Source organism: Actinomyces succiniciruminis (assembly GCF_900002405.1).
GTDB lineage: Bacteria > Actinomycetota > Actinomycetes > Actinomycetales > Actinomycetaceae > Actinomyces > Actinomyces succiniciruminis.
Window position 1 is genome coordinate 99,106 of the sequence record NZ_LK995470.1, and the last position, 21,149, is coordinate 120,254.

Below are 21,149 nucleotides of genomic sequence, written 5' to 3' on the forward strand. Positions count from 1 at the left end.
CCGTCAGCCTAGCGGCTCCCAGTGGTCCGGCGAAACAAATCTAGTGGCGAAGGTCTCGCGGCCGCTGCAACCGGCGCTGGTATCCTTGAGTTGCTGAGGTTTCAGCGGGTTCCCGCGAGGCATGCCGGGCGGGGAAAACTCAACAGGGGATGATCGGTTTCGACGACGGTCGTGGATTCAGGAGAAGCGGGTCGAGGATGCACAGTCATCTCGTCAACGCTCTGTGCGAACCAATAGGTGCCGATAACACTCGCACCGACTTCGCCCTCGCCGCCTGAGGCGAGCCTCGAAGTCCGTCAGCCCGGGGGAGCTTCCGCCCCGGTTCCTGGCGTCATCTAGGAAGCCACTGCTGAGGCCCCACGCCACCGGGGGTCTCGGGACTTCAAGGTGGCTGAGCCCGTCGGCGTCCTTGTTCGCGTGAGACGCCGGGGCCGAGAAAAACAGCAGCGAACTGCACCCGGAGAAGTCCTGTTGCACCACCGTCGGACCGGGGTTCGATTCCCCGCATCTCCACCAAGAACCTGCTGGCGCTGACACGGTCACGCGCCAGCAGGTTCTTTGTTTTCTTGTCCGGCTTCGATCCTGCGTGTGAGAGTCGGGTCATCGGGTTATCGGTGTTGAGACGCTGCTTCACATGTGACTTGGTGTTGATCGTGGGTGCTGGAGGCGGTCTTCAGCACGACCTTGGTGACACTCCACGACCTTTGTGCCTGTTGCACGACCACCCCGGGGTCGTGCAGTACGCACCAAGGTCGTGGAACACCGCCCGGGGTCGTGCAATACACCGGCGGGGCAACCGTTGCAGTCGCCCCAGGGATGCGGGGCGTCGCCGCCCCGCCCGTCGATGGCCCTGAGGGTTGACCCTGACACGGTGTGAGGGCACATGGTTGACTCATGGCCGAGACCACGAATCTCATGACGATCGGCGAGTTCAGCTCATTGACTCGCCTGTCGGTACGCATGCTGCGCCACTACGACGCTCACGGTGTGCTCGTGCCCGCCGACGTCGACCCGTGGACGGGATACCGCCGCTATGCGCCGCACCAGCTGCGCGACGCCGCGGACATCCGGAACCTGCGCGATGTCGGGTTCGGCGTCTCCGCCATCTCCGCCCTGCTCGCCGCCCGCGGCACCCCGGCATGGTCGGCTGCGCTGGAGCTCCAGCGCGAGACCGTCATCGAGGAGACGCGCGCCGCCCAGGCTCGGCTGGCTCTCATCTCTCACCTCATCGAAGGAGAAACCAGCATGTCCATCACCGTCGAGCGCCGCACCATCGCGGCCATGACCATCGTCGCCCTGCGCGACGTCGTCCCAACCTACGCCGACGAGCATCTCCTCTGGGCCCGCATGATGCCGGAGATCGCCCGGCAGGGCATCACGCCCATCGGCCCGTGCGGAGTGATCGAGCACGACGCCGAGTTCACCGAGCGTGACGTCGACGAGGAGATCTTCCTGCCCGTCGCACCCGGAACAACGGCCGCTGCCCCGCTGCAGATCCATGAACTTCCGGCTCGAGACTGCCTCGTGGCCCACGTCGTCGGTCCGTACGACCAGCTCACCGGGGCTCACGACCGGCTGGCAACCCGAATCGCCGCCGAGGGGCTGACACCGCCGGCAGACGACTCCCTGGCGGACAAATCGTTCAACATCTACCTCACGACGCCGGACGAGGTTCCTGCCGACCAGCTCGTGACCGAGGTGTGCCTACCCCTCGGCTGAGCGTGCAGTCGCACCACAGCGAAGCCCCTGGAGGGATTGCGGCAATCCACCTCGCCGGTGAAGCCCGGGATGGGTGAATCATCGGCGAGGTGGATTGTCCTAGGCCGTGCTGGCGCCGCCTGTCCGGTCTGAAGTCGCCAGCTTTCGTGTCGGACCTTCGTGAGACCCTGCTGGCATGGAGAACAACTACCTGGAAGCAATGGGGTTTCTGCCTGACTGGCAGGCAACCTACGACCTGCTGCCGCTGCCTGCGATGGTGGGCCTGCCGCGCAACGATCAGTTCAACCACATCGTGGTCTACACCGACGACTCGGGGGCGAACATCTGCTTGTTCGAGACCGCGGACGGCAGCTCGAGAGAGTCGCTCACCGTGGTCGGCACTGCGCGTGTCAGCGTCGAGGGCTGGCAGGTCGTACCGGGCATCGCCCATCTCAGCGTCCTCTACGAGGACGGCGAGGAGATGACTCGCCTGCTGATTTGGGTCGACGATCCCCACATGTATCCGGTGTACGGGCTTGAGGCGGACGGACCGGTGGCGCGCTACGGCGACTACCGGGTTGGTGCGATCGCCGTGGACGTCGAGGTGTTCGACTCGGAGGAGGACTGGGAGAAGGTCCAGACGCCGATCAGCATGAAGGACTCGCCGGCAAAGAGGATGGACGAAGACCTGCCCAACGAGGTCTACATCGGCCCGCGGTTCGTCGCTAGCCCCTGGCTGTTCGCGCTCTACAGCGGCGAGGCCGGGCCAGAAGACGTCAGCCCCATCGGCATGCTGAAGGCCGTCTGCAATGAGGTGACGATCGTGACGAACCGCCTCACTGGAAATCAGTGGTACAAGGTGAACGCCGATTGTGGATTCCCCATCACACTGGGACTTCCCATCGGCACAACACCTGCGCCGCACCCCGGGAGCGTGGTGGACGGCAAGGCGTTTCTCACGGGTACGACGGGGTTCTGGCTAGCTGACTACGAGGATCCGTACGCGTAGACCCGTGGCTCTTCACGCTTGCTTTCTGCTCGCCCGATCTCTGGGGCTCCTGCGGCGGCCGTATGATCCGGTAGATCCGGGCGATCAATACGGTCGCCGCAGGAAACACGGCACTCACCGCGTACAATGACCATGGGGTAAGCGACGCATCCATGATGGGGTTGATGCACCGGAAGTGTAGGGCGATTCCGAGCAGGTATAGTGGGTACTCGGCCAGTGCCAGTAGCAGGCTCGTCCACCATGTCTGGTTTGCCTTGAGCTTGTTGTCGATGTGGAGGGCGACTGCGGGCAAAACGAGTGGCATCACGAGGAGCGCGGTGTAGAGCTGGATTATGGGCGTGGGAATGGACTCGTCCCTGATTAGTGCCAGGTGCCCGGATATGCCCAAAACCACGCAGCACGCGATGTAGATTGCGATGACTGCGCCGGAACTGAGCAATCGCCGTACAGGCGTTCCGGTCATGAACGCTCATCCTTTCGCGAGACCGCAGCCTCGTGCGCCGCCTGGCCGCGTGGTGTCAGCGGTTAATGTAAGTCTGGCAGTTCTTGTCGAGCCATCGGCGCCCGATATCGAGGTCGCCGTCAATCATGGGCACCACGATGTACGAGTGCATCTCGGCGAATTCCGGCGCGTAGGTGGTGATGGCGTTGAGGGTGGGGAAGGTGCTCAATTGTGCCTCGGCGCTATCCATGCGCGTGGTGTCTCCGGCGTCGGCCGCGTTCAAGTACTCGTCGATCCAGCCGCACTGCCAGTACAGGGCCTCGGAAACCGCGAGGTCTCCCTCGGCCACGTGAACCACCACGCCGGTGGAGTCGGGGTCCAGTCCACTGTCCTCCAGGGCGCGCCTGGCCACGGGGTTCTCTGCGTCGGCCTCGAGGGTGAGGTCGGAGCCGTCCTGCGTCTGAACGGTGGCGCCCGCGAGTTCGGGAATGAGGTCTGCTGCTGTGGGCACCTCGACCCCGGGGGCGAAGGTCAAGTCGTCGCCCTCGAGCTCGTGATGGGCGAGCTTCTGTACTTCCGGCGCGATCGGTGCCTCAGGCGACGCCGCCGGTTCGGGTGCGGCGGTCGCGGCATCGCCGCTCTTACCGATAGCGAACGGGACAGCGAGCAGGGCGATCCCGGCCAAGACGACGACCCCGGCGGTCTGCTTCTTATTCACGTTCTTGTTCACGGCGCCTCCTCGCCTACGGGCAAGTGAACAGAACATGACCGCCTTTTTCTCGCACCCATGCGACACGCCCGCCTCGGAATTGAAGGATACGCCGCCTGGGTGCCCGTGCATGCCTTTCAACCCGGTTCTTCGAATTCGCCCGCCCAGGCGGAGCGGATCGGGGCGCCGGCACGCGTACTCTCCGCCCATGACGCCGACGACGCCGCCCCGCCCGCCCTACGAGCCCGCCACCGCGCTCGTACTCCAGCGCCTCGAGGCCGCCGGCGGACTCCCGCCCCTGAACAGCTCCACGCTGACCGACCGTCGCATCCCGATCGCCCGGCGCCGCGCCGTCTATCTGGCCGCCTGCCCGGACGCGCACCTGCACGAGGCGACCCTCACTCGCGCCGACGGCACCACCATGCCGCTGACCGTCGTCACCCCGACCGACGGCGCGGCGCAGCCGGGCGCCCCGCTGCTGCTGTCCATCCACGGCGGCGGGCGGGTGATGGGCTGCCGCTTCGACGACCTGGCCGCCCCGACCGCCTGGGCGCGGCGCTTCGGCGGCGTCGTCCTCGCCCCGGAGTACCGCCTGGCGCCGGAGCACCCCGCACCCGCAGCGGGGGAGGACTGCCTGGCGGCACTGGCCTGGGCCGCCGAGCACGCCGCGGACTACGGGGCGGACCCGGAGCGCATCGTCGTCGTCGGGCCCAGCGGCGGCGGGGGACTGGCCGCCTGCCTGGCTCTGACCGCTCGGGACCGCGGTGGGCCTCGGGCGCTGGGTTACCTGCTCGACTACCCGATGCTGGACGACCGCACCGGGCTGCCTGGCCCCGACGGCGCGGTGCAGCCGCCGTCGGCCCGCCAGTTCCCCGACGACGGGCTGTGGCCGGCGCACTGGAACGACTGGGCCTGGGAGCAGATCCTGCCCGGCCGGCGGGGCGGAGCGGCGGTGAGCGTGCATGAGGCGGCCGGCCGCGCCGTCGACCAGCCGGGCGCTCTGGCCGGGTTACCCCCGATCTTCCTGTCCGTCGCCGGGGCCGAGACCTTCCGGGACGAGGTGGTCGCCTTCGCCGCGGCCCTGTGGCGTGACGGCGGGGACTGCGAGCTGCACGTGTGGCCGGGAGCCACCCACGCCATGGAGTACGTCAGCGCCACCTGGCTGCGCGACGGCCTGGAGACCGCGCGACTGAGCTGGCTCACCCGGCTGCTTGAGCCCGAAGACCCGCGCCTCAACCTGGCGCGGGTGGTGGGGGAGGGGACCTTCCCGATGATCGCCGCGAATGACTGCGGTGGCGAGCTCGATGGTGGGCTCGGGCGGCCGCAGCCGTAGCTTCTACCGATCTCGGTACGTAACTTCTACCGATCTCGGTGGGGGTCAGTCGCGGGTGAGGGCCTTCTCCAGCGGCTCGTAGTGCGCCACTATCGCCTCCCGGTAGGCGCCCACGTCCCCGGCGCGGGCCGCCTGCAGCATGGCCCGATGGGCGTTGGCGGTCTTGACGATGTCCTCCGGGCGCGGGGCATGGAGCATGGGAACCGTCAGGGTGTGAATCGCCCAGAACGCCTCCATCAGGTGGGCGAACAGCTGATTGGGTACCGGCGCCAGCAGCATCTGGTGGAAGCTGCGGTCCTGGTCGGTGAAGGTCTCCCCACGCTTCGCCAGCGCCTCCATCTCATCCACGACGGCGTCGATCTCCGCGTCCTCGCGTCCCTTCCAGGCCGCCACCACCGCCTCCGCGAGGTCGGCGTCCAGGGTGCGGCGCACCTGAACCACCTCGCGCAGGCTGCGGTAGTCGTCGCCCGGCTTGAGCAGCCCCCGGAAGACAAGGGACTCCACCATGGGGCGCATCGACACCTGGCCCACGAACATGCCGTGGCCGTGGCGCACCTCCACGATGTCCAGGGCCGCCAGCGTGCGGATGGCCTCGCGCACGGAGGAGCGGGACACACCCAGGGTCTCGCACAGCTGCGACTCGGTCGGCAGCGGGTCGCCGGGCTGGAGGTGGGATTGCAGGATGTAGTCCTTGATGGCATTCATGGCGCTGGTGGCCTGCGTGGTCGCCCCACTGGATGCGGTGTAGGCCCCGCGCTTGATCTCCACGGCGGTCATGGCTCGCTCGTCCCCTCTTCGGCTCCGCTGCGCTCGCGCGCCTATCGCCTCCCGGCCAGGTGAAGCCGGGAGGGCTCTCAGGTCATCGTTACACATAATCCATCTTCCGTCCGGGGATTGATCAGATGTCCGATGCCTGCTACATTCATTCTACCGACATCAGACAACAGATGTCCGATCTCAGGAGTCCTCAATGACGATCTCTGCTCCCCGCGCCTCCCGCCGCGACTTCATCCGCCTTTCCTCCACGCTGGGCCTGGCCGCCGGCCTGGCCGCCGGCCTCGCCGCCTGCGGCGGTTCCAGCTCATCCTCCGATTCCGGAGCCACGGCAGTGGCGGCCGATCCTGCCGCCAACGCCGCGGCCTCCAACGCCGACGGCACCATCACCGCCGGCATCTCCTACGAGCTGGGCACCAACGGCTACGACCCCATGACCACCACTGCCGCACTCACCGTCGCCGCCAACTGGCACACCCTGGAGGGCCTGACCGAGCTGCACCCCGCCACCCGCGAGTGCTACGCCGCCCTGGCCGCCGACCTGCCCACCCAGGTGGATGACACCACCTATGAGGTGACCCTGCGCGACGGCGCCGTCTTCTCCGACGGCACGCCCGTCACCGCCGACGACGTGGTCTTCTCCTTCGAGCGCGTCCTGGACCCGGACAACAACTCGCTGTACTCCCAGTTCATCACCTTCATCGACTCCGTGACGAAGAAGGACGACGCCACCATCACCATCACCACCAAGTACCCCTACTCGCTGGTGGCCGAACGCATCAGCGTGGTCAAGATCGTGCCCCGCGCCGCCGTCGAGGCCGACGCCGCCGCCTTCGACATGAACCCGGTCGGCACCGGCCCCTACACCATGACCGACAACGGCGCCGCCTCCCAGACCATCGTCTTCGAGCGCAACGACAACTACAACGGCCCCCACCCGGCGCTGGCCAAGTCCATGACCTGGCAGATCCTGCCCGACGACACCACCCGCACCAACGCCATCACCTCCGGCACCGTCCAGGCCATCGACGCCGTCCCCGTGGCCAACCTGGCCACCATGCAGGCGCCCATCACCGTGGCCGCCCAGCAGGGCTTCTCCCTGCTGTTCGCCATGTTCAACAACGCCACGCTCTCCGACGTCAAGGCCCGCCAGGCGATCATGTACGCCCTGGACTACGACAAGATCTGCGAGACCGGCATGGGCACGCTCGCCACCCCCGCCACCTGCTTCGTCCAGGCCGACCACCCCGCCTACAAGCAGGCCAGCACCGTCTACACCTACGACGCCGACAAGGCCAAGTCGCTGCTGGCCGAGGCCGGGGTGACCAGCATCAACCTGCTGTGCTCCGACCACGGCTGGTTCGCCTCCGTCCGCCCGATCATCCGCGAGAACCTCGAGGCCCTAGGCATCACCGTCAACTACGAGGAGAAGAAGTCCGCGGACGTCTACGCCTTCATCGACTCCGCCCAGGGCGACTGGGACGTGGTCATCGCCCCCGGCGACCCCTCCGTCTTCGGCAACGACGCGGACCTGCTCATGCGCTGGTGGTACGCCGGCGACATCTGGACCGACACCCGCCTGCACTGGAAGGGCACCGACGCCTACAACCAGGTGCAGGCCGCCCTGGACGAGGCCGTCCAGCTCGACGGCGACGCCCAGGTGGCCAAGTGGCAGGAGATCTTCGACCTGATCGCCGCAGACGTGCCGCTCTACCCGATCTTCCACCGCAAGTCGCCCACCGCCTACGACGCCGAGGCGCTGGTCGGATTCCAGCCGATCGCCCTGACCGGCCTGTCCTTCATCGACGTCGGCACCACCGCCGCCTGACCGTCCGCCTCCCCCAGTTCCGGCAACAAGGAGCACTCCCGTGTCCAACCTCCTCCGCCTGATCGGCCGCCGCCTGGTGGCGCTGCCGATCATGGTGCTGGGCGTGACACTGCTCGTATTCGTCGTCATGTCGTTCTCCTCGGCCGACCCGGCGCGCCTGGCGCTGGGGGAGGCCGCCACGGCCGACGCCCTCGAGCAGTACCGCCAGGCCCACCACCTCAACGACCCGCTGCTGCAACGCTTCTGGGACTACCTGGTGGGCCTGGCGCACGGCGACCTCGGCACCACTTTCACCGGCGTGAAGATCACCGACATGGTCGCCAACGCCTTCCCCATCACCCTGCAGCTGACCTTCATCGGCATCTTCCTGGCCGTCATCGCCGCCACCATCCTCGGCGTGATCGCCGCCCTGTACCGGGACGCCTGGCCCGACCAGGTCATCCGCGTGATCTCCATCCTGTGCCTGGCCACCCCCTCCTTCTGGCTGGCCCTGCTGCTGATCCAGTGGTTCGGCGACATCCCCGGCGCCACCGGCACCTTCCCCTCGGTGGTCACCCAATGGGTCTCCTTCGGCGATGACCCCGGCGCCTACGCGCGGCAGATCTTCCTGCCCGCCCTGGCCGTCGCCGTCCCCAACACCGGCACCCTGACCCGCGTGGTGCGCACCGCCATGGTCGAGGAGCTCGACCGCGACTACGTGCGCACCGCCATCGGCGCCGGCATCCCCAAGCACGTCGTCGTCGCCCGCAACGTTCTGCGCAACGCCCTGATCACCCCGCTGACGGTGCTGGGCCTGCGGCTCGGCTACGCCATGGGCGGCGCCGTCGTCATCGAGATGATCTTCAACATCCAGGGGATGGGACAGCTCATCTTCCAGGGCATCACCCGCAATGACGTCAACATCGTCCAGGGCGTGTCCATCACGGTCGCACTGGCCTTCATCATCATCAACATCGTCGTTGACATGCTCTACGTGCTGGTCAACCCGAGGATCAGGAGCGTCTGATGCCCCACCGCCGCACACTGGACAAGGTTGCCGCCCCCGGCCTGCGCTTCCAGGGCTGGCGCCGCCTGCCGCTGGGCTCCAAGATCGCCGTCATCGTGCTGGCCCTCATCGCCCTGATGGCCGTCTTCGCCCCGCTGGTGGCCCCCTATCATCCGGGCGCCACCGGCCTGGCCTCCGCCGAGACCGTCACCCATGTGGAGGGCGTGGGCGACGTCGTCTCCTCCGACCCCGCCGTCGCCCCCTCCGCCGCGCACCTGTTCGGCACCGACGCCACCGGCCGGGACATCTTCTCCCGCGCCATCTACGGCGCCCGCGTCTCCCTGGTGGTGGGCTTGAGCGCCACCGGCATCGCCCTGGCCCTGGCCGCGGTCCTCGGCGCCATCGCCGCCACCAGCCGCAAGTGGATCGGGGAGGTGGTCATGCGCGTGCTGGACGTGGTCATGTCCTTCCCCGGGATCGCGCTCGCGGCCGTGCTGGTGCTGGCCATGTCCGCCTCCGGGCTGCCGATGGTGGCCGTGATCATCATCGCCACGGCGGTCGTCTACACCCCACAGCTCACCCGCGTGGTGCGCGCCAATATCCTCGCCCAGTTCGGCGAGGACTACGTGGCCGCCTCCAAGGTCATGGGGGCCCGCGTCCCCTGGATCCTGGCCAAGCACGTGGTGCGCAACTGCGTCGCCCCGATCATGGTCTACGCCACCGTCCTGGTGGCCGACGCCATCGTCTTCGAGGCCTCCCTGTCATTCATCGGGGCCGGCATCAAGGCCGTCAACACCCCCACCTGGGGCAACATGCTCTCCGAGGGCAAGGCCCTGCTGCTGTCCGGCCACTGGTGGCCGACGTTCTTCCCCGGGCTGATGATCCTGATCACCACCCTGTGCCTGAACATCCTGTCCGAGGGCCTGACCGACGCCATGGCCTCCCCGCGTATCCGCGCCCATGTGGACGTCGAGGCCGACGAGGAGGCCATGCAGACCCAGCAGGCCTGGGACGAGGCCGGCCACGCCGTGCGCTCCCACGCCGAGCTGACCGCCGACGCCGTCCCCGGCGGGCAGAAGAGCGCCCTGACCGGGATCGTGGAGCCCGCCGCCGAGAAGGTCCCGCTCGCCGAGCGGCTGGCCGCCCTGCGCGACGCCGAACTGGCCCGCCACGACCGGCTCGTCTACCCCACCCCGCAGGCCGCGCCCGTGCTGGAGGTGGAGGACCTGTCGATCGCCTTCCCCGCTCAGCACGGGGAGGTGAATATCGTCGACGGCGTGTCATTCTCCGTGCGCCCCGGCGAGACCATGGGCCTGGTCGGGGAGTCCGGCTGCGGGAAGTCCATCACCTCCATGGCGGTCATGGGGCTGCTGCCGTCCAGCGCGCGCATCACCGGACGGATCCGCTTCCAGGGTCGCGACCTGCTGGAGCTGAGCCCCAAGGACCACAACGCCCTGCGCGGCCACGAGATGAGCATGATCTACCAGGACGCTCTGTCCTCCCTGAACCCCTCCATGCTCATCCGCTCCCAGATGAAGCAGCTCACCTCCCGCGGCGGCACCCGCAGCGCCGAGGAACTGCTTGAGCTGGTGGGCCTGGACCCGGTGCGCACCCTGAAGAGCTACCCGCACGAGCTGTCCGGCGGGCAGCGCCAGCGCGTGCTGATCGCCATGGCGCTCACCCGCGACCCCAGCCTGGTCATCGCCGACGAGCCCACCACCGCCCTGGACGTCACCGTCCAGAAGCAGGTCATCGACCTGCTGAACCAGCTGCGCGAGAAGCTCGGCTTCGCCATGGTCTTCGTCAGCCACGACCTGGCCCTGGTGGCCAAGGTCGCCCACCGCATCACCGTCATGTACGCCGGCCAGGTGGTCGAGCAGGCCACCACCGCCGAACTGCTGACCAACCCCGTCCACGAGTACACCCGCGGCCTGCTCGGCGCGGTGCTCTCCATCGAGGCCGGATCCAAGCGCCTGCACCAGGTGCGCGGCACCGTGCCCAGCCCGCAGGAGTTCGTGGCCGGCGACCGCTTCGCCCCGCGCTCATCCCACCCCGACGTCGGCCTGAACACCCGCCCGGTGCTGCGGCCCGTGGCCGGCGCCGGCGAGCACTACTACGCCATCACGCCCGAGCTCGAGGCGATCCTCGCCAAGGAGGCCCACTGATGCCCACCGACAAGTACGCCGGCTGGAATCCCGAGACCGATCCGGTCATCGAGCTGCGCCATGCCCACGTCATTCACAAGTCCCGCACCGGCAAGCTGTTCCGCCCCGACACGGTCCACGCCGTCAACAACGTTTCCTTGAAGGTCAAGCGCGGCGAGACCCTCGGACTGGTGGGGGAGTCCGGCTGCGGGAAGTCCACCACCGCCCGCGTCATGACCGGCCTGCAACCGCTGACTCGCGGCGAGGTCTACTTCAAGGGGCGCCCCCTCGGGCACTCCGCCGCCGACCGGCGCGCCCTGGGCCGCTCGGTGTCCGTGGTCTTCCAGGACCCGGCCACCGCGCTGAACCCGCGCATGATCGTGCACGACACGCTCATCGACCCACTCAACGTCCACGGCATCGGCTCACCCGCCGAACGCGAGGCGAAGGTCCGCGATCTGCTGCACCTGGTGGGCCTGCCGCCCAGCGCCCTGGAGGTGCTGCCCCGGCAGATCTCCGGCGGCCAGCGCCAGCGCGTCGCCATCGCCCGGGCACTGGCCCTGGACCCGGACATCATCGTCGCCGACGAGCCCACCAGCGCCCTGGACGTGTCCGTGCGCGCCCAGGTCCTCAACCTGCTGCAGGACCTCAAGGCCGCCCTCGGTCTGGGGCTGGTGTTCATCAGCCACGACATCAACACGGTCCGCTACGTCTCCGACCGCATCGCCGTCATGTACTTCGGCAAGATCCTGGAGATGAACACGACGGCGGAGATCTTCGCCCACCCCCAGCAGGAGTACACGCGCACGCTGCTCGGCTCCGTGCCCTCCCTGCTCGAGGCCTGATCGGCCGCCCCACAAACACCCCTAACCTGCACCCCAACCCGCAAGGAAACCGTCACATGGACACCCGCTTCACCGGCGTCATCCCGCCGGTCGTCACCCCCTTCAAGCACGGCGAGATCGACATGGACTCCCTCGGCCGCACCGTCGACTTCCTCATCTCCTCCGGCGTGCACGGCCTGTTCGTCGGCGGCTCCTCCGGCGAAGTCGCCTACCTGACCGACTCCCAGCGCGACGCCGTCATCGCCACCGTCGTCGAGCGGGCCGCCGGGCGCGTGCCCGTGCTGGCCGGCGCCATCGACACCACTGCGCACCGGGTCATCGAGCAGGCCAGGCGGGCCGAAGTGCTCGGCGTCGATGCCGTCGTCGCCACCTGCCCCTTCTACGCGATCAACGACGCCGCCGAGATCGCCGACCACTTCCGCGCCATTGCCGCCGCGCTGAACGTGCCACTGCTGGCCTATGACGTGCCGGTGCGCCTGAACGGCAAGAAGCTGGGCCGCGACCTGCTCGTGGCCCTGGGCAAGGAAGGCGTGCTCGCCGGCGTCAAGGACTCCTCCGGTGACGACGTCGGCTTCCGCCGGCTGGTGGCCGCCAACGCCGCCGCCGGCCACCCGCTGGCCGTGCTCTCCGGTCACGAGTGCGTGGTGGACGGCATGCTGCTGCTGGGCGGGGACGGCTGCGTGCCCGGATACGGCAACGTGGACCCAGGCCGCTACGTGGCGCTGTGGGAGGCCGCCCAGGCCGGAAACTGGGCCGTGGCCCGCGATATCCAGGACCAGCTGTGCGCGGGCTTCGAGATCGTCTACGTGCCGCGCGGCCGCTCCGGCGATGCCACCGGCATCGGCGCCTTCAAGACCGTCATGGCCGCCCAGGGCACCATCGACACCAATGACATGGCCTTCCCGGTACGGGCCCTGGACGGCGAGGCCCGCGACGGCGTGCTGGCGATCGCCCGCGCCCAGGGGCTGATCTGAGATGCCCGCCGTCGCCGGCCCGGCCGACCGCCCGGCCGCGGCCGCGGAGGACCTGATCGGCGTGGACGTGGGCGGCACCAAGATCGCCGCCGCACGCGTCGCCCCCGACGGCGCCCTGCGCGGGGGCGTGCGGGAGGTGCCCACCCCCGCCCACGCCGGCCCGGCCGCCATGCTCGACGCCATCGCCGGCCTCATCGTGGCCGTCGCCGACGACGGCCCGGGCACGCCGACGTCCCGGCGCCCCGGCCCGGTGGCGGCGGTCGGCATCGGCTCGGCGGGAGTGATCGACGCCGAGCGCGGCACGGTCATCTCCGCCACCGACGCCATCACCGACTGGGCGGGCACCGACATCGCCGGCGGCGTGGCCGCGCGCCTGGAGGCAGCCGGCCTGCACGGTCCGGACGGCGCGGCGCCCGCGGTGCACGTCGACAACGACGTCAACGCCTACGCCGCCGGCGAGGCCTGGATCGGGGCCGGGGCCGGAGCCGCCTGCGCGCTGGTCGTCGCCGTCGGCACCGGCGTGGGCGGGGCGGTGGTGCTGGACGGGCGCGTCCACCACGGGGCGCACGGCCTGGCCGGGGAGCTGGGGCATATGCCCAGCGCCCTGGCGGCGGGGGAGCGGTGCAGCTGTGGGCGCCCCGGCCACCTCGAGGCCGTCGCCGCCGGCCCGCAGATCGCCCGCCGCTTCTGCGAGGCCACCGGCGCCCAGGACGTAACCGGCGCGCTCGCCGTGGAGCGCCTGGCCCGCGCCGGTGACCCCGACGCCCGCCGCCTGTACCGCGAGGCCGCCACCGCCCTGGGGCAGGCCATCGCCGGCGTCGTCACCGTTCTGGACCCCGACCGGGTCATCATCTCCGGCGGTCTGGCCCGCTCCGGGCCGCTGTGGTGGGACCCGCTGCGCGAGACCGTGCGTCGCGAACTGGTCGAGCCGGTCGCCACGGAGCTGCAGCTGCTGCCCGCCGCCCTGGGCACGACGGCGCCCATCGTCGGTGCCGCCCACCAGGCCGCCCAACGCCTGGCGGACGTCCGCTGAGCCCGCCCACCTCAAAACACCTGCGCGAATCAGGAGGCACCATGACCACCCTTGACCCCGTACTCGAGCGCCTGCGCGGCGGACTGATCGCCTCCGCGCAGGCATATCCCGGCGAGCCCATGCGCGACCCCCGCACCATGGACCAGGTCGCCCAGGCCTGCGTCGCCGGCGGCGCCGTCGGCATCCGCGCCCAGGGCCTGGCCGACCTGGCCCTGATCACCCAGCACGTAGACGTGCCCGTCATCGGACTGTGGAAGGACGGTGCGGGCGGGGTGTTCATCACCCCGACCCTCACCCACGCGATCGCCGTGGCCGCCACCGGCGCGCAGATCGTCGCCCTGGACGGAACCCGCCGTCCACGCCCGGATGGGCGCAGCCTCGCCCAGACAATCACCGCGCTCAAGGCCGCCCGCCCGGGCGTGCTGGTCATGGCCGACTGCGGCAGCCTGGACGACGCCCGGGCCGCCCAGGACGCCGGCGCCGACATCCTGGGCACCACCCTGGCCGGCTACACCGGTGAGCGTCCCCCCACCGCCGGGCCGGACCTGGAGCTGGTGGACCAGGTGACGGCGATCGCGCAGGTGCCGCTGGTGGTCGAGGGACGAGTGCACACCCCCGCCCAGGCGGCAGCCGCCATGGACCACGGCGCCTTCGCCGTCGTCGTCGGAACCGCCATCACCCACCCGACGACCATCACCTCCTGGTTCGTCGACGCCGTCGCCCACCGGTGACGGGACCCCTGGGGCGCGTGTGACGAGTGCGGCCGAAGTGTTTGTTGTGGGCCACAAATCGGTACGCCACGCCGAGGAAAACGCCGTCGTATCTGACAAATCGCCCCATTTATGCATAGCGTTACGGCCAGCGGCACCGCTCCAAGGTGCCCAACCGTCACCCAGACGTCCAAAACCACCAACCGAGAGGCAGATACATGTCCATCAACCGCACCGAGCTCATTGCCGCCATCGCTGAGAAGGCCGGCCTGACCAAGACCGACGCCGACGCCTTCCTCGGCGCCTTCCAGGACGTCCTCGTTGAGAACGTCACCAAGGGTGAGGCCGTCAAGATCACGGGCCTGATGGGTGTCGAGCGCGTCGAGCGCGCCGCTCGTACCGGTCGCAACCCCCGCACCGGCGAGGAGATCCAGATCCCTGCCGGCTACGGCGTGAAGCTGACCGCCGGCTCGGCCCTGAAGAAGGCCGCCTCCGGCAAGTGACCCCCTAGGGGAACCGGGGCGTGCGGGCCCGCCAACGGCGGCCCGCGGAAGCCAACGGATAAGGCGCGTCGTCCTACACGGGCGGCGCGCCTTCGTTGTGCCCGCTCCCTGCCACCCCCCTCCCTTCACCGAGACCGGCACTTGTTGCCTGCCGAGGTCGGTCCCTGTGACGGTCCGGGACCGGGTTCCTCCTGCCGGATGAGCCGAGGCCTGCGCCAGCCCGATACCTTCGAGTCATGACCACCCCGTCGCCGCTCCCGCCCCCGGGTGGGCCCGCCGTCCCCGGCCCCTGCCCCGCCCTGTTTCTCGACTCCCTGGCGAAGGCCTTCGGCCCAAAGATCGCCGTCAACCTGCTCTCCCTGGCCATTCCCGCCGGCAGCCTCTACGGCATCGTCGGCCCCAACGGGGCGGGCAAGACCACCACGCTGTCCATGGCGACCGGCCTGCTGCTACCCGATTCCGGACGCGCCCTGGTCCACGGCGTGGACGTATGGGCCGAGCCCGCCCGCGCGAAGGCCCTGCTCGGCGTGCTGCCCGACGGGTTGCGCACCTTCGACCGCCTGAGCGGCCTGGAACTGGTCACCTACTCCGGCCTGCTGCGCGGCATTCCCCGCGACGTCGTGGTTCCCCGTGCCACGCAACTGCTGCACGTGCTGGACCTGTGGGACGCCGGCACCACCCTCGTGGCCGACTACTCCGCTGGCATGCGCAAGAAGGTCCACCTGGCCTGCGCCCTGGTGCACTCGCCCAGCGTGCTCGTACTCGACGAGCCCTTCGAAGCGGTCGACCCCATCTCCGCTAAGACGATCCAGAAGATCCTCACCGACTTCGCCGCCGCCGGCGGCACCGTCGTCATCTCCAGCCACGTCATGGCCACGGTGCAGCGTCTGTGCACGCACGTGGCGATCATCGATCGGGGCCGCGTCGTCGCGGCGGGCACCACCACCGAAGTGGCCGCAGGCGCCGACCTGGAGGACCGCTTCGCCCAGCTCGTGGGAGCGCAGGTGTCGCAGGAGGAGTTGTCATGGTTGCGACCCTCGTCCAACTGAGGTGGCGGATCACCCTCAATGCGCTGCGCAACAACATCTGGGCCACCGTCGGCCTGCTCCTGGGGGCCGCCTGCGCACTGGGGATGCTGGCGCCGCTGCTGCTAGGAGCCGTTGCGCTGGGACGCCTAGATCCCACAACCGTCACCCTGGTGGCGGGGGCTCTCGGTGCCGTGGTCACCATCGGGTGGACGGTGGTGCCCCTGCTGTTCACGGGGGTGGACGCGACTCTGGACCCGCGCGCCATCGCGGCCTGGACGGCGCCCTCCCGGGCATTGAGCACGGGGCTGGCGGTCGCCGGCGCCTGCGGGCTGCCCGGCATCATCACCGCGTTGGCGCTGCTCATCCCGGTCCTGACCTGGGCGGTGGCCGGAAGTGCGGGCGCCGCCATCCTCGCGCTGCTGCTCGCCCCTCCCACCCTGGCGACCTGCGTGCTGCTGGGACGCAGTGTCGTCGTGCGCGCGGGAGTCTCCTCCCGGCGCGGCCGGGACCTGCTCGCCGTCGTCGGCTTCTTCGCCGTCATGGCACTCGCACTGCTGCCCTCCCTGATGAACAGCCTGCTGGACATGGAGCGACTGGAGTTCGGGGGCCTCGCCAGGATCGCGCGCGTGTTGGGCCTGACGCCCTTCGGCTGGGCCCTTGCGGCCCCCGGCTACCTCGCTCAAGGGCGCGTGGCGACGGCGGCGGTGCTGACCGTGGGCGCCCTGGCGCTGCCGCTGCCCCTGGCCCCGATCTGGCACCGGGTCGTGGTACGGGCCATGACGGGGCCCGCGCAAACGCGGACGCGCTCACACGCCTACCATGCGCGTGGGATCGAGGAGGCCGGCGACGGCGCCGAAGGACTCGACGTGCTGCCCTGGCAGCGCCGACTCGAGCGGGCCAGCTCCGGGCCGACGGCGGCCGTGGCCGCCCGCTGCCTGCGCTACTGGCGCTCGGACCCGCGTTACCTGGTACAGGTGGCAACCACCCTCCTACTCGTCGTGGTGTTCACCGGGATGGCCGCCACCAACTATTCCACCGTCATGAGCTCCACCGCCGAGGAGACCTCCATAACGCTCACCGGCGTCGACTTCTCCCCGGGGCAGGCGCCGGGTGTGCTATTCGTCGTCGGGCCGGTCATCGCGCTGCTGTGCGGGTGGATGATTCACGATGACCTGGCCTTCGACTCGACGGCCCTGTGGACCCATGCGGCTGCCGGGCTACCCGGCCGCTGCGACAGGCTGGGCAGGGAGCTCGCGGCGGCCATGTGGCAGCTGCCCCTGCTCGTCACCCTCATATTGGTGAGCGGCTGGCTCACCGGTAACTGGCGCGAGGCGCCCGGCTACCTGGGGGCGGGTCTGGGCGTGTACGGCGTCGCCCTGGCCTGGTCGAGCCTGACCAGCGTGCTGCTGCCCTATGAGACGAACCCGCCGGGGGAGAGCCCTATGAAGTCGCGCACCTCCGGCACCGTCTTCATTGTGGCGTTGCTGCAGCTGCTGGGAGTACTGGTGATCGGTGTCGTCTGCCTGCCGGTCCTGGTGCCGCTGATCGTCGTGGTGATGCAGGAGGCCTGGCGCTGGGGCTGGTTGCTGCTGGTCGGCGGGGCGCTGTGGGGCGGGGGAGCCGCGTGGTACGGAGCGGTGCTGGGCGGTCGTCTGCTGGACCAGCGCTACGCGCACGTGCTCGCCACCATCCGCTCCTGGCCCGGCCACGATGCGGTCTGACAGTCGCCGCGGGCTAAACGCGGGGAAAGCTCCAAAACGCGTACGTGTGGCGGGAAGTCGTACGTGTGGCAGAGACGTGCGTGGGAGACGTCGGTAGGACACGTGGTCTCGCGCCGGCATTGTGTTCCAACCTCAGAGGCTCGCCTTCCCGCAAGCCGCTTCTTCACGCCGTAGCATTGACGCGCGACACGGGCTCGCCGCCCGTCGGCCTCACGGATGAGGTCGCTAGGTCCGCCGCCGGAAGCAAAACCCTAAGGAAGCAATATGGAGCTCGTCATCCTCGACACGGCCGAAGAGATCGCCTCCCGCGCCGCCGACGTCATCGAATCCCTGCTCAAGGACAAGCCGAACGCCGTCCTCGGCACCGCCACCGGCTCCAGCCCCCTGCCCCTGTACGACGAGCTCACCCGCCGCTGCGCGGAAGGCCGCATCTCCTTCAAGGACGTCACCGGCTTCATGCTCGACGAGTACGTCGGCCTGCCCGAGGGACACCCCGAGCGCTACGCCACCTTCATGGAGCGCAACCTGCGCTCGCGGGTGGACATGGCCCCCGGCGCCCTGCATGGCCCCGACGCGCTCGCGGACGACCTGGAGCAGGCCTGCGCCGACTACGAGGCACAGATGGCGGCCGCCGGCTACTGCGACCTGCAAATCCTGGGCATCGGCGCCGACGGACACATCGGCTTCAACGAGCCCGGCGGACCGCTGGACTCCGCCACCCACGTCGACGTGCTCACCGAGCAGACCCGCTCGGACAACGCCCGCTTCTTCGATGGCGACATCGACGCCGTCCCCACCCACTGCCTGACCCAGGGACTCGGCACCATCATGAAGGCCCGCAAGCTGGTACTGATCGCCACCGGTGCCAACAAGGCCGAGGCCATCGCCCACCTGGTCGAGGGCGAGATCACCCCCGACTGGCCGGCCACCGTCATGCAGAACCACCCCGACGCGCTGGTACTCGTCGACCACGCCGCCGCCGGCCTGCTCAAGCAGCACTGACCCAAGCAGCACCGACCTGTAGGAGGCGGCATCCGTCCGGCGGGTGCCGCCTCCGCTGGTCCAGGCTGCGCCTCCGCTGCCGCGGCCGCACCCGCGCTCGTCCCTTCCGTGCCTCCTGCCGGCGCAGAATCGCCGCGGTCCGGGCCGGTCTCGAAGGAGAGAGCCGCCACAGCCGCGGCCCGCGGCCGCACCTGCACGGCGGCATACACTAGGGCCCATGCGTCAGCTCACCGCCTGGCTCCAGGCCAGCACCGACCCCGCCGGCCCCGGCTCCCCCGGCACCCCGGCCGGCGAGCCCGCACAGTCCGCCGGCACCGCCGTCCTCGAACGCGAGGAGCTGAAGTCCACAGACGACGGCGACGCAGACCGCTTCGCCCACTACGTGCGCAAGGACAAGATTGCCGCCGCGGCCGCCACCGGCCGCCCCGTCGTCGCCCTGTGCGGGAAGGTGTGGACCCCCGGCCGCGACCCGTCGAAGTACCCGGTGTGCCCCACCTGCAAGGAGATCTACGAGCAGATGCGCCCCGGCGGCGACCAGGGCGGCTCCGGCCCCAAGCGCCCGCGTTTCCCGTTCGGACGAGGCGGTCGGTGAGTCCCGCACCCCGTTCCAAGTCCCAGCACCATCCGACCCAGCCCTCCATCTTCGCCGCGGAGAACCTCTCCCCGGCCTACCCGCAGCGCGCCGCCTGGGGCACCACGCGGCCGCTGCGCGCCTGGCAGGCCGCCGCCCTCAAGCAGTACCTGGAGGCGATGCCGCGCGACTTCCTTGCGGTCGCCACCCCCGGCGCCGGCAAGACCACCTTCGCGCTGCGCATCGCCACCGAACTGCTCACCGCCGGCGACGTGCACAAGGTGACCGTCGTGTGCCCCACCGAGCACCTGAAGTATCAGTGGGCGGAGGCCGCCGCCCGGGTGGGTATTCGCATCGACCCCTCCTACGCCAACTCCCAGGGCGCGCTCGGGGCCCAGTTCGACGGCGTCGCCGTCACCTACGCACAGGTCGCCGCCAACCCCAACCTGCACCGCGCCCGCACCGACCGCACCCGCACCCTGGTGATCCTCGATGAGATCCACCACGGCGGCGACGCCCGCAGCTGGGGCGATGCCATCCGCGAGGCCTTCACCCCCGCCCGCCGCCGCCTGTCCCTGACCGGCACGCCCTTCCGCTCCGACGAGTCGCCGATCCCGTTCGTCACCTACACCGAGGAGGCCGGGGGCATCAAGCGTTCCCGGGCCGACTACTCCTACGGTTACGCCGAGGCTCTGGCCGACGGCGTGGTGCGGCCGGTGATGTTCATGAGCTACTCCGGGCAGATGCACTGGCGCACCCGCGCCGGCGACGAGGTGGCCGCCAGGCTGGGTGAGCCGCTGACCAAGGACATGGAGGCGCAGGCCTGGCGCACCGCCCTGGACCCGGGCGGGGAGTGGATTCCCGCCGTGCTTGCCGCCGCCGACCAGCGGCTCACCGAGGTACGCCGACAGGTACCAGACGCCGGCGGCCTGGTGATCGCCTCCGATCAGAACTCCGCCCGCGCCTACGCGAAGCAGCTGCGCACCATCACCGGGCAGGCGCCCACCATCGCCCTGTCGGACGACTCCGGCGCCTCCAGCCGCATCGAGACCTTCGCCGCCTCCAACGACCGCTGGCTGGTGGCGGTGCGCATGGTCTCCGAAGGAGTGGACGTGCCCCGGCTGGCCGTGGGCGTGTACGCCACCTCCGCCTCCACCCCGCTGTTCTTCGCCCAGGCGGTTGGCCGGTTTGTGCGCTCACGCGCCAAGGGGGAGACAGCCAGCGTCTTCCTGCCCTCGGTCACTCCGCTGCTGTCGCTGGCCGGAGAGATGGAGACCGCCCGCGATCACGTGCTCGGCAAGCGGGGTGCGGGGGAGGACTCCCGGTTCGGCTCCCCGGAGGATCGGCTGATCGCTGAGGCCAACCGCACCGAGAACGCCTCGGACGACCTGCTGGGCGGGTTCGAGGCGATGGATTCCACCGCCGAGTTCGACCGGGTCCTGTTCGACGGCGGCGAGTTCGGCACCGGCGCCATGGTGGGCAGCCCCGAGGAGCAGGAGTACCTGGGCCTGCCCGGCCTGCTGGAGCCCGAGCAGGTCACCGCCCTGCTGCGCCAGCGGCAGAGCCAGCAGATCAAACAGCAGAAGCGGCAGCATGCGGCCGAGCAGCAGCGCCGTGCCAACTCCGGGGTCGACGACGCCCGCCAGCGCGCCGCCGCCCGCAAGGAGCTGTCCAAGCTGGTGGGCGCCTGGGCGCGCCGCTCCGGGCAACCCCACGGGGTGATTCACACCGAGCTGCGGCGCGTATGCGGCGGCCCGGAGGTGGCCCAGGCCACCACCGAGCAGATCAACAAGCGCATCGAGACGCTGCGCCGCTGGTTCGTCGGGCGGCGCTGAAAACC

At 69.9% G+C, this 21,149-nt stretch carries 19 protein-coding genes and 1 other RNA gene; 17 read left to right on the plus strand and 3 right to left on the minus strand.

Annotated elements, in window-relative coordinates:
* The first annotated feature begins 145 nt into the window (after positions 1–145).
* The 3 genes from ssrA (at position 146) to BN1056_RS02100 (ending at position 2,707) form a co-directional block, all read left to right on the plus strand.
* Positions 146–516: a transfer-messenger RNA gene (gene ssrA, locus BN1056_RS02090) on the plus strand.
* A gap of 378 nt (positions 517–894) precedes the next feature.
* Positions 895–1,719, plus strand: a complete 825-nt coding sequence (locus tag BN1056_RS02095) for a MerR family transcriptional regulator (RefSeq protein WP_210578652.1) — start codon at positions 895–897, stop codon at positions 1,717–1,719.
* Positions 1,720–1,894: 175 nt separating this feature from the next.
* Entirely contained in the window at positions 1,895–2,707 is an 813-nt protein-coding gene (locus tag BN1056_RS02100) for a hypothetical protein (RefSeq protein WP_210578654.1), read from the plus strand.
* Here the strand turns inward: BN1056_RS02100 and BN1056_RS02105 are convergent.
* Positions 2,655–3,170: a hypothetical protein gene (locus BN1056_RS02105; RefSeq protein ID WP_210578657.1), complete on the minus strand. Its 516-nt coding sequence runs from the start codon at positions 3,168–3,170 to the stop codon at positions 2,655–2,657. The genes BN1056_RS02100 and BN1056_RS02105 overlap by 53 nt on opposite strands.
* Before the next feature lie 55 nt (positions 3,171–3,225).
* Positions 3,226–3,879: a hypothetical protein gene (locus BN1056_RS02110; protein ID WP_210578660.1), complete on the minus strand. Its 654-nt coding sequence runs from the start codon at positions 3,877–3,879 to the stop codon at positions 3,226–3,228.
* Between the two features lie 187 nt (positions 3,880–4,066).
* Here BN1056_RS02110 and BN1056_RS02115 point away from each other — a divergent pair, with 187 nt between their 5' ends.
* Entirely contained in the window at positions 4,067–5,191 is a 1,125-nt protein-coding gene (locus BN1056_RS02115) for an alpha/beta hydrolase fold domain-containing protein (protein ID WP_210578663.1), read from the plus strand.
* Between the two features lie 45 nt (positions 5,192–5,236).
* Here the strand turns inward: BN1056_RS02115 and BN1056_RS02120 are convergent, their stop codons facing one another.
* Positions 5,237–5,968: a FadR/GntR family transcriptional regulator gene (locus tag BN1056_RS02120; protein ID WP_210578666.1), complete on the minus strand. Its 732-nt coding sequence runs from the start codon at positions 5,966–5,968 to the stop codon at positions 5,237–5,239.
* Positions 5,969–6,161: 193 nt separating this feature from the next.
* On the opposite strand from BN1056_RS02120, the gene BN1056_RS02125 reads away from it, so the two are divergent.
* From BN1056_RS02125 to BN1056_RS02185, 13 genes are all read left to right on the plus strand, one after another.
* Entirely contained in the window at positions 6,162–7,793 is a 1,632-nt protein-coding gene (locus tag BN1056_RS02125; RefSeq protein WP_210578670.1) for an ABC transporter substrate-binding protein, read from the plus strand.
* 40 nt (positions 7,794–7,833) lie between these two features.
* On the plus strand, positions 7,834–8,799 hold the full coding sequence (locus BN1056_RS02130; RefSeq protein ID WP_210578672.1) for an ABC transporter permease: 966 nt from the start codon (positions 7,834–7,836) through the stop codon (positions 8,797–8,799).
* The gene (locus tag BN1056_RS02135; RefSeq protein WP_210578674.1) at positions 8,799–10,943 is read left to right on the plus strand and encodes a dipeptide/oligopeptide/nickel ABC transporter permease/ATP-binding protein; all 2,145 of its coding nucleotides are present in this window, start codon (positions 8,799–8,801) and stop codon (positions 10,941–10,943) included. Before BN1056_RS02130 ends, BN1056_RS02135 begins: the two co-directional genes overlap by 1 nt.
* Positions 10,943–11,767 (plus strand): ATP-binding cassette domain-containing protein, encoded by an 825-nt coding sequence (locus tag BN1056_RS02140; RefSeq protein WP_210578676.1) that lies wholly within the window; start codon positions 10,943–10,945, stop codon positions 11,765–11,767. The genes BN1056_RS02135 and BN1056_RS02140 overlap by 1 nt, the downstream gene beginning before the upstream one ends.
* 56 nt (positions 11,768–11,823) lie before the next feature.
* Entirely contained in the window at positions 11,824–12,741 is a 918-nt protein-coding gene (locus BN1056_RS02145; protein WP_210578678.1) for a dihydrodipicolinate synthase family protein, read from the plus strand.
* A gap of 1 nt (position 12,742) precedes the next feature.
* Positions 12,743–13,774 carry an ROK family protein gene (locus BN1056_RS02150; protein ID WP_210578680.1) on the plus strand — a complete coding sequence of 344 codons (1,032 nt, stop codon included), beginning with the start codon at positions 12,743–12,745 and terminating at the stop codon, positions 13,772–13,774.
* Between the two features lie 41 nt (positions 13,775–13,815).
* Positions 13,816–14,505 (plus strand): N-acetylmannosamine-6-phosphate 2-epimerase, encoded by a 690-nt coding sequence (locus BN1056_RS02155; protein WP_210578682.1) that lies wholly within the window; start codon positions 13,816–13,818, stop codon positions 14,503–14,505.
* Positions 14,506–14,702: 197 nt separating this feature from the next.
* Positions 14,703–14,987, plus strand: a complete 285-nt coding sequence (locus BN1056_RS02160; RefSeq protein WP_073330768.1) for an HU family DNA-binding protein — start codon at positions 14,703–14,705, stop codon at positions 14,985–14,987.
* A 236-nt stretch (positions 14,988–15,223) separates the two neighbouring features.
* A complete protein-coding gene (locus tag BN1056_RS02165) occupies positions 15,224–16,036 on the plus strand; it encodes an ABC transporter ATP-binding protein (protein ID WP_210578684.1) in 813 nt (270 codons plus the stop codon).
* A complete protein-coding gene (locus tag BN1056_RS02170; protein WP_210578686.1) occupies positions 16,012–17,736 on the plus strand; it encodes a transporter in 1,725 nt (574 codons plus the stop codon). Before BN1056_RS02165 ends, BN1056_RS02170 begins: the two co-directional genes overlap by 25 nt.
* 264 nt (positions 17,737–18,000) lie before the next feature.
* Positions 18,001–18,738, plus strand: a complete 738-nt coding sequence (gene nagB / locus BN1056_RS02175; RefSeq protein WP_073330759.1) for a glucosamine-6-phosphate deaminase — start codon at positions 18,001–18,003, stop codon at positions 18,736–18,738.
* Positions 18,739–18,955: 217 nt separating this feature from the next.
* Complete coding sequence (locus BN1056_RS02180; RefSeq protein ID WP_210578689.1) at positions 18,956–19,330, plus strand: DUF3039 domain-containing protein; 375 nt, start codon at positions 18,956–18,958, stop codon at positions 19,328–19,330.
* On the plus strand, positions 19,327–21,144 hold the full coding sequence (locus BN1056_RS02185) for a DEAD/DEAH box helicase (protein WP_210578691.1): 1,818 nt from the start codon (positions 19,327–19,329) through the stop codon (positions 21,142–21,144). The genes BN1056_RS02180 and BN1056_RS02185 overlap by 4 nt, the downstream gene beginning before the upstream one ends.
* The last annotated feature ends 5 nt before the right edge of the window (positions 21,145–21,149 follow it).

Coding starts and splice junctions, on each gene's coding strand:
- BN1056_RS02120 (WP_210578666.1), bottom strand. CDS start 5,968: ATGACCGCCGTGGAGATCAAGCGCGGGGCCTACACCGCATCCAGTGGG.
- BN1056_RS02095 (WP_210578652.1), top strand. CDS start 895: ATGGCCGAGACCACGAATCTCATGACGATCGGCGAGTTCAGCTCATTG.
- BN1056_RS02125 (WP_210578670.1), top strand. CDS start 6,162: ATGACGATCTCTGCTCCCCGCGCCTCCCGCCGCGACTTCATCCGCCTT.
- BN1056_RS02100 (WP_210578654.1), top strand. CDS start 1,895: ATGGAGAACAACTACCTGGAAGCAATGGGGTTTCTGCCTGACTGGCAG.
- BN1056_RS02170 (WP_210578686.1), top strand. CDS start 16,012: ATGGTTGCGACCCTCGTCCAACTGAGGTGGCGGATCACCCTCAATGCG.
- BN1056_RS02115 (WP_210578663.1), top strand. CDS start 4,067: ATGACGCCGACGACGCCGCCCCGCCCGCCCTACGAGCCCGCCACCGCG.
- BN1056_RS02180 (WP_210578689.1), top strand. CDS start 18,956: ATGCGTCAGCTCACCGCCTGGCTCCAGGCCAGCACCGACCCCGCCGGC.
- BN1056_RS02145 (WP_210578678.1), top strand. CDS start 11,824: ATGGACACCCGCTTCACCGGCGTCATCCCGCCGGTCGTCACCCCCTTC.
- BN1056_RS02105 (WP_210578657.1), bottom strand. CDS start 3,170: ATGACCGGAACGCCTGTACGGCGATTGCTCAGTTCCGGCGCAGTCATC.
- BN1056_RS02140 (WP_210578676.1), top strand. CDS start 10,943: ATGCCCACCGACAAGTACGCCGGCTGGAATCCCGAGACCGATCCGGTC.
- BN1056_RS02135 (WP_210578674.1), top strand. CDS start 8,799: ATGCCCCACCGCCGCACACTGGACAAGGTTGCCGCCCCCGGCCTGCGC.
- BN1056_RS02165 (WP_210578684.1), top strand. CDS start 15,224: ATGACCACCCCGTCGCCGCTCCCGCCCCCGGGTGGGCCCGCCGTCCCC.
- nagB (WP_073330759.1), top strand. CDS start 18,001: ATGGAGCTCGTCATCCTCGACACGGCCGAAGAGATCGCCTCCCGCGCC.
- BN1056_RS02160 (WP_073330768.1), top strand. CDS start 14,703: ATGTCCATCAACCGCACCGAGCTCATTGCCGCCATCGCTGAGAAGGCC.
- BN1056_RS02150 (WP_210578680.1), top strand. CDS start 12,743: ATGCCCGCCGTCGCCGGCCCGGCCGACCGCCCGGCCGCGGCCGCGGAG.
- BN1056_RS02155 (WP_210578682.1), top strand. CDS start 13,816: ATGACCACCCTTGACCCCGTACTCGAGCGCCTGCGCGGCGGACTGATC.